Here is a 7,829-nt window from a genome sequence, read left to right as displayed (position 1 = left end):
CGGAGTTCTCCGGGCGGGCAGTCGGCGACGAAGCAGAAAACCCCACGGCGCGAGCCGTAGGAATCCCCCTCGCTCACGAGGGGGAGGAAGTCAAGTGATTGACCTCGCTGGATCGATACTCGTTGTTCGCGTGGGAGCGGCTTCAAGAGAGTGCTGCGGGAAGCGTCTGACATGTGGACGACCTGCACGCAGCCCGGACCCGCCGGGGGTGTCAGACATTTCACTACAAGTGAAGACACTCGTTCGCTTGGTACGTTGCAGGCTCGCAGGAGTGTCGAGAATTTCGTTACCGATTCCCTCAACCGGCTTGGTGGACAACAGCGGGGGAGGGCAGCTCAGGGCGGTATCCTGACCGGCCATCGGACCGGAGTCCGGGCACGTGCATCACGCGGGCCTCCGGTGTCGTGGAACTGCCACCGGAGGCCCGCGGGGGAAAACAGGAGACCTCAGCCGTTCCCGGTCGGGGTCTGCTTGATGTCGTCGACGATGGCCCGCTCCATGATGGCGCTGGTGGCCAGCAACGCGCCGCGCTTGTGGAGCACATCATCCTGGACCTGAACGGTGCGGGTGCCCAGTCGGCGGTCAGCCGGAACGCATGGTTGTAAACCGTGCGGGCGTAGCTGTCGTACAGCTCCGCGAACGCGCTCGATTCCCCGGCTCGTACCCGGGTACGCATGTGTGTGCTCACCCCCCTCAGCTGTCTGGCACCTCACCGCGGATTCCCGTGACGCGCGTCACATGCGATCGCCGGACGGGCTGAGGAACAGCCCGTCCGGCGATCGGGGAGGCAATGGCGACCGGGCGCACCCGGTGAACGTGAACCTACGCGGTCACAGTGAAGCTCCCGCCCCGGTTCTCCCGGCGTCGTGGGTCCGGAGGGTCGCGGCCGCGACGGTGGCCATGAGTTCCGCGTCCAGGACGGACGGGTCGGCCAGCCGCGTCGCGGCGGCGTACGAGTTGAGCAGCGCCTTCGTGACGCGCAGGGCCGCCTCGGGGCGGCGCACGATGGGCTTGGCCCACGCGTCGACCGCCGCGTCGAGCTCGTCTTCGGGCACGACGCGCTGGAGGACCGACAGCTCGTACGCCTCCGCCGCCTTGAAGGGACGCCCGGTCAGAATCAGTTCTCGCACCCGAGCGGCGCCGACCTCATGGAGCAGGCGGGGCAGCATTCCGCCCCAGGCGGTGGGCAGGCCGAGTGCCAGTTCCGGCAGCCGGAATCCGGCGGTGTCGGCGCCGACGCGCAGATCACAGGCGAGGGCCAGTGCCATGCCCGCGCCGATCGCCTTGCCCTGGACCCTGGCGATGGTGACGGCCTGGCTGGTGGTGATCGCCTCGCAGACGCGGCGGCCCTTCTCGGCCGCGATGCGGATGCCCCGCCCGGTGGCGTCCTCGTCGAGCCAGTCGACGAACTCGTTGCGGTCCCCGCCCAGCGAGAAGTGCTCGCCGGCCCCGCTGAGCACCACCACCCGGACATCGGGGTCCGGCAGGGTCAGGATCGCCAGCAGATCGTCCAGCATCGCCTCGGTGACCGCGTTGCCGGTGTCGGGGCTGTTCAGCTCCACGCGCAGGATGCCGTCCTCCCGCGCGGTGCGTATGGGGCTCGGTGCCGCCCGGTACGGCGACAGGTACTCGGTGAGGGAAGACTTCATATCGCTACATTCATTGAGGTCACACGCCTGAAGACCAGACGAGACGCGTAGCTGGGCGCCGTCACGGCGCGCAGGGTGGGGAAACGTTTCAGGAGCTGGGTCAGGAGCGTACGTGCCTCTAGACGGGCGAGAGCCGCGCCCAGGCAGTAGTGCACACCGCCCCCGAAGGTGAGGTGGGTGCCGGTGCGCATGATGTCGAAGGCGTCCGGGTTCTCGTTGCGCCGGGGGTCGTGGTTGGCGGCGCCGAACACGACGTGGACCATGGCGTCCTTCGCGATGGGCACACCCGCCAGGACCGTGTCGTCGGCGGCGACCCGCGTGTTGATCTGGATCGGCGGGTCGTACCGGAGAACTTCGTCGACGGCCGCGTCGATGTATCCGGGGTGCTCCTGGAGCCACTCCCACCGACCGGGCTCCGACAGCAGCAAGCTCACCATGGACGACAGCAGAGTTGCGGTGGTCTCCAGCGAGGCGATGGTGACGAACATGGTCAGGCGGTAGAGGATCTCGTCCGCCGCCTCGCGGTCGGGCGCCATCGCGTCCCAGGTGTGTATCCAGCCGGTCACGACATCGTTGCTGGGGTTCGCGCGGCGCTGCTTCACCATCTCGGTGAAGTACGCGCGTAGACGCAGGGTTGCTTCTTCGGATACGGCGAGTTCGCTCTTGGTGGGCAGCAACTCCTGGGCGTGCACCTGGTTGTGGGTGATCTCAAGGATGTGGGCGTAGTCCTCGGGCGGGACGCCCAGCCAGGTGCCGATGGTGCTGATCGGGAGCTGCTCGCTGACCGTACTGACGAAGTCGGCCTCGCCCCAGCGAAGCTTCTCGGCGAGGTCGTCGAGAAGGCGGGTGACGTGCTCCTCGACCTGCGGGGTCAGCCGCTGGATGGTGGAGCGGTCGAAGAGGTTGCCGAGGCTGCGACGCTGGCAGGTGTGCTCGGGCGCGTTGAGGCGCGCGAGCGTCTTGGTCATCTCCTGGGTGGCGATGGCGTCCCACTGTCTGGCGTCCTCCTGGCGTTCCTGCCAGGCGAAGTCCGGTGCCAGCCAGTTGCGGCCGCGCAGCACCTTGCTGCACGCGTCGAAGCCGGTGACGAAGTACGCATTCCAGGGAGCGCGTATGACATCACCCATGGACCTCATTTCGCCCAGGAGTGCGTAAGGATCAGCCTGCCCCTCCGGCGATTTGAGACGCCGTAGGAGAGAAATGAGGGCACGGCGGTCGACGGTGGTGGGCCTGTCTGTGCCACATATTGCACTCACGCAGAGTTCCTTGTCCTGGGCTCATGGTTACGGCCAGAACTTACCCCTCCGCATATATCAGCCATGCGTCGATCTCTGTTGGTCCTGTCACAGGAAAATGGCTTGTCAGCCCCTTGCCATATGCCCAATGGTCCATACACAGAGTCTGCCTGACTGCCCGTTATGCCCACTGGCGTCAGAATTCATTTACCGCCGGATCATCAAACGCGGAAGACGTCAAGGAAGGAACTCCACCAGCCCTTCGTCTTCCTCTGCGGCTCCACGTGCTCGTAGCGTGCGGCGGGAATCTCCTCGGAGGCGGCGATCCGGGACGAAACGGGCGATTGTGCGGCCGTTGCTGCATGGCGCGCGGCACTCGGGCTGAAGCGGACCGGCAGGGACACCAGCGCCCGGTGGAACGGACCCGGCCGCCATTCGACCGCCGAGGCCGGCACGGCGAGGGCGAGATCCGGCACGATGTTGAGGATCTTCTCGATCGCGGTGAGGGCGATGAGTTGGGCGGGGGACTTCGCCGGGCAGACGTGCGGGCCCGCACCCCAGGCCAGATGGGCGCCCTTGCTCAGGGTCTGGCGGGCGCCGGTGAGCGCGGGATCGCTGTTCGCGGCGGCGAAACTGATCAGTACGGGGGTGTCCGCCTTCAGCGTCACGCCGCCGAGGTCGACATCCTGGACCGGGTAGTGCGCCGCGTAGTTGGCGATCGGCGGGTTGTTCCACAGCACGTTGTCGAGGGCGTCCTCGACCAGCATCCCCGTACCTCGCCGCTGCGGACCGCCGGTGTTGTCGGACAGCAGGAGGAGCAGTGCGTTGGCGATGAGATTGCGTTCCGGCTCGATGCCCGCGCCCATCAGCATGACGAGCTGGTCTTTGAGCTCCTCGTCCCGCAGGCCTGCCGGGTGCTGGATGAGCCAGGAGGTGATGTCCTCGCCGGGCTGCCGCCGCTTGAGGGCGACGAGCTCCATCAGGCACTCCGTCAGCTCGGCGTTGGCCCGCAGTACGTCTTCGCCGTCGAAGATCGCGGACATGCTGCGGGTCAGCCGGTCGCCGATGTCACCGGGGCAGCCGAAGAGCTGGTTGAACAGCAGCAGCGGCAGAAGCTTGGCGTAGTCGCCGAGCAAGTCGGCGGTGCCGCGTTCGATGAACTGGTCGATGAGGTAGTCGGCGATGCGCTCGACGTCCCGGCTCAGCCGCGTGGTGTTGAGGCGGGCGAGGCTCTCGGTGACCGCCTTGCGCAGGCGCAGATGCTCCGTGCCGTCCGTGAACAGGCAGTTGGGCCGGTACGCCATCATCGGCAGCACCGGACTGTCGAGCGGTACGCGGCCCTCCCGCAGGGCCGTCCACCGCCGCGAGTCACGGGCGAAGAAGGAGGGGTTCTGCAGGACCCGGAGCGCGGCCTCGTGCTGCACGATCAGGGTGGCCTCCACGCCGGGAGCCAGCTCGATCGGAGCGGCGAGCCCGTGCGCCCGGAACTCGTCGTACGCACGATGCGGATCGGACGCGAACTCCGGCCCGTAGAGCGACGTCTGCCGCTCACCGTGCATCGGGCACCCGCTGGGGGCGCTGTACGGGGTGGCTCCCGGCTGAGAGTCCATGTGTGATTCCTCGATGTGATCGCGGGCCTCGCAGGGCCCGGACGGCGGACGGAAAACGGGGATCGGGCTTCCGTACCGGCCAACGGCGGACGGAGCAGGGGTCAGGCCACCCGTGCGAGAAGGTGCTGGACCAGAGTGATCAAGGCCTGCGCGGACGAATTCTCGTCCCTGGCGTCGCAGTACACGACCGGGGTGTCCGGCAGCAGATCGAGAGCCTCACGCAACTCCTCCTCGGCGTGCCGGGAGTACGGGTCGAAGCTGTTGACCGCGACCGCGTACTCCAGTCCGTACCTCTCGACGAGGTCGATCACCGGGAAGGTGTCGGCGAGACGGGCCGGGTCGACGAGGAGCAGCGCGCCGAGCGAGCCCCGCGCCATGTCCTCCCACAGCTCGACGAACCGCTGCTGGCCCGGCGTACCGAACAGGTACAGCACCAGTTCGTCGCTGAGCGTCAGACGGCCGAAGTCCAGTGCGACCGTTGTCGTCACCTTGTCGGGCGCGCCACGCAGATCGTCGATGTGGGCACTGGCCTGCGTCATCCTCTCCTCGGTGCGCAGCGGAGTGATCTCGGAGAGGGTGCCGATGAGCGTCGTCTTGCCCACGGCGAAGTGTCCGACGACGAGGATCTTCGCCGCACGCTGTACCGCGTCCGGCACATAGATGTTCTCAGCCGAACCGGACTTGGAGTCCATGCAACACCTCTTCGAGGATCTTCCTGTCAACTAGCTGAGCCGGCGGTGGCGCCTTGCGGCGCATCAGATGCCCCTGATCCGCTAAGTCGTTCAGCAGCAGTCGCGCCACTCCGACGGGCAGTTCCAGACGGCCCGCGACCTCGGCCACCGACAGATAGCCGCCGGAGCACAGCTCCCAGATCGCCCGGACCTCGGGGCTCGGGTTCGGGGGCTGCTGCCGGTTGGGTGCGATGGTGACCAGAGTGACGAGGGAGAGGCCCTCCGCATCCGGCAGGCCGCGCCCGCCGGTGATGACGTAGGACCGCACGAACCCGCTGCTGACCGCCTGTTCCTCACCCGGCGCCGTCATGCGTCGCTTCCGGCGTTCTGGCGGGGAGGCGTGGTCATCGCCTTCCCCAGCGCGGCGACCTGTTGCTGCATACGGAAGGACATGGCCTCCATGTCCACGTCGGCCGCGGCGGCCGCCGCCAGATAGGCGCCGGTACCGGCAGCGATCAGGAAGATCCAGCCGTGCTCGTACTCAAGGAGGGTCTGGTGCCAGCGGCCGGGGGTCTGGGCGCCGATGAAGGGCGCGACGGCCCGGCTCAGCGACTGCATGGAACTCATCGCCGCGGCCACGGTCTCCGCGTCGTCCCGGCCGATCTCACTGGAATTGGCCAGCAGCAGACCGTCGGCGGAGACGAGGATCGCGTGCCGTGCGCCGGGTACCTGGAGCACATCGTTGAGCACCCAGGACAGGTCGGGGTTCACTGGAACTCGGGTCCTTCCATCGTCGTCGTGTCACGCCCGGACCGTGTTCCGCGCTGGAACGCGCCCAGGCGGGAAGCGGTCTCCTCGTTGTTGCGCACCGGCCCGGGCTCGGCCGACGGCACCACTGACACTGGGCTCTTGCGACGACGCTTGGGCAGGCCACCGGGGGTGGTGAAGGTCCCCGACGGCTGCGGGGCGGGGGCCGACTGTGCGGCCGGAGGGAACAGGGGAGTCGGAGCCGGCGTGGGTGCCTGGCGACGGGGGAGCGCCGATACGTCCGCATGGTGGCCACCGGCGTCCGTGGGGGCGGCAAGGGGCACCGGGTGTGCCGGTGCGTCGTCGGTGAGAAGCTCGTCGGGCAGGAGAACCACCGCGCGTACGCCTCCATAAGGGGATACGGAGTCCACCGAGACCTTGAACCCGTAGCGGGCGGCCAGCACGCCGGAGACGGCGAATCCGAACTGCGGGGGAATGCCCAGACTCGAGACGCTGATCGCGGCCTGAGGCGCAAGGAGAGCCGCCGCGCGGTCCTTCTCCTCCTGGCCCATGCCGAGTCCTGCGTCGTCGATGATGAGGCAGACGCCCTTCGGGACGGCCTGGATGTTGATCTCCACCGGAGAGCCGGGCGCGGAGTAGTTGGTGGCGTTGGCCAGCAGCTCGGCGAGGACCACCGCCACAGGCTCCACGGCCTTGCTGACGACGGAGAAGTTGACCTGCCCGTGGACCCGGACCCGGTCGAACTGCCGGATACGGCCCTGGGCGCTGCGGGCCACGTCGAAGACGGAGGCGACCGTCTCCCTGCGCCCGAGCCAGCCACCGCACAGCACCGCGATGCCCTGCGCGCGGCGCCCGAACTGACTGTTGGCGTGGTCGATGGCCATCAGGTCGGCGAGCATGTTGGGGTCGTCGCCGTACTTCTTCTGGGCGTTCTCGACCACCACCTGCTGCTCGTCCGCAAGCCCCTGAAGGGTGCGCACGGCCGCCTTGAGGACGGCCTTGGTCTCCTCCTCGGCGTCCTTGCGGACCTCGGCCAGCTCGGTGGCCTGACGGTGCAACAGACCGTTGTGGGTGACGTGCAGCTCGTCCCGCTGGCGTTGCAGCGCGTCGCGCTCGCCACGGAGGTCGGCGTTCTGTCTGCGCAGACGGATGTTGGTCTTGCGAGCCCGCAGGACGGCACCGACAGCGACCAGGGCTACGACAACCAGCGCCCAGAAGAGAGGGCCCTGCACAAATGTCATGAGACTCACTTCAAGTGCCATGGCTATGGAAATACGGCTTGACGCTCCCTCATGTGCGGTACCGGCCGGACTCGGTGAGTCACGGCTTGTGCCACGTGGGGAGGGCCCCTCCGCGAGTGGGGCCGAGGAATTCATCCCTTCCGGAATGCCCCCATATGCCATCAGCCCACTGGAAGTAAGATGATCTTAGCATCGGCCTGTCGGTTAAATGTCAAGAGCACCACGCCAGTTGCACTCTTGACGCGGAATGTTCACATCCAGGGGCGGAGTTGCCGTCCTCGCCGTCCAGTGAGGGCACGGATCCCCGACGGACAAATGTGACGCCCGGGCAGGACCGGGTGGATGTGTGTACGTCCAGTTCCATTTCGAGGCGTACGCGCCGTCGCGAAGGATCCTCGGTGCACCTCCGCCGTACCGCCGGCATTGCGCCGCGCGTGCCCCGCCCGCGCAGGCCGCTGCGCTCACCCGCTCGGCCCCGCACCGGGGCCACAAACATGGGGCCCGCCTTTTCGGCGGGCCCGCTCCAGTTCGTCCGGTGGGACAACCCTGGCCCATGGCCGTCGCGTATGTACGGGAGCGAGCCCCTCACCAAGGCGCGTGGCCGCAAAGTGAAGGGGCTCAAATAGCCGCAAGGCTCCCAAAGTCCTGCGAATTT

General features: G+C 67.7%; 7 protein-coding genes and 1 pseudogene. All 8 read right to left on the bottom strand.

The features are described 5' to 3' along the window. Positions 1-562: 562 nt before the first annotated feature. A pseudogene (locus tag ABT115_RS21455) lies at positions 563-688 on the bottom strand (RNA polymerase subunit sigma); the annotation flags it as partial. A gap of 142 nt (positions 689-830) precedes the next feature. Further along, positions 831-1,649, bottom strand: a complete 819-nt coding sequence (locus ABT115_RS21450; RefSeq protein ID WP_351792137.1) for an enoyl-CoA hydratase/isomerase family protein — start codon at positions 1,647-1,649, stop codon at positions 831-833. Continuing rightward, positions 1,646-2,776 (bottom strand): cytochrome P450, encoded by a 1,131-nt coding sequence (locus tag ABT115_RS21445; protein ID WP_351792134.1) that lies wholly within the window; start codon positions 2,774-2,776, stop codon positions 1,646-1,648. The genes ABT115_RS21450 and ABT115_RS21445 overlap by 4 nt, the downstream gene beginning before the upstream one ends. 329 nt (positions 2,777-3,105) lie before the next feature. Continuing rightward, a complete protein-coding gene (locus ABT115_RS21440; protein WP_351792131.1) occupies positions 3,106-4,494 on the bottom strand; it encodes a cytochrome P450 family protein in 1,389 nt (462 codons plus the stop codon). Positions 4,495-4,595: 101 nt separating this feature from the next. Further along, positions 4,596-5,186 carry a GTP-binding protein gene (locus ABT115_RS21435; RefSeq protein ID WP_351792128.1) on the bottom strand — a complete coding sequence of 197 codons (591 nt, stop codon included), beginning with the start codon at positions 5,184-5,186 and terminating at the stop codon, positions 4,596-4,598. Then, positions 5,161-5,535 (bottom strand): DUF742 domain-containing protein, encoded by a 375-nt coding sequence (locus ABT115_RS21430; protein ID WP_351792125.1) that lies wholly within the window; start codon positions 5,533-5,535, stop codon positions 5,161-5,163. The genes ABT115_RS21435 and ABT115_RS21430 overlap by 26 nt, the downstream gene beginning before the upstream one ends. Beyond that, on the bottom strand, positions 5,532-5,936 hold the full coding sequence (locus ABT115_RS21425) for a roadblock/LC7 domain-containing protein (RefSeq protein WP_093899415.1): 405 nt from the start codon (positions 5,934-5,936) through the stop codon (positions 5,532-5,534). The genes ABT115_RS21430 and ABT115_RS21425 overlap by 4 nt, the downstream gene beginning before the upstream one ends. Continuing rightward, positions 5,933-7,174 carry an ATP-binding protein gene (locus ABT115_RS21420; protein WP_351792121.1) on the bottom strand — a complete coding sequence of 414 codons (1,242 nt, stop codon included), beginning with the start codon at positions 7,172-7,174 and terminating at the stop codon, positions 5,933-5,935. The genes ABT115_RS21425 and ABT115_RS21420 overlap by 4 nt, the downstream gene beginning before the upstream one ends. Between the last annotated feature and the right edge of the window lie 655 nt (positions 7,175-7,829).

It is taken from the genome of Streptomyces sp. NPDC001832, assembly GCF_040297265.1.
In the GTDB taxonomy this organism is placed as follows: domain Bacteria; phylum Actinomycetota; class Actinomycetes; order Streptomycetales; family Streptomycetaceae; genus Streptomyces.
This window is presented reverse-complemented; position numbering and strand designations above follow the sequence as displayed.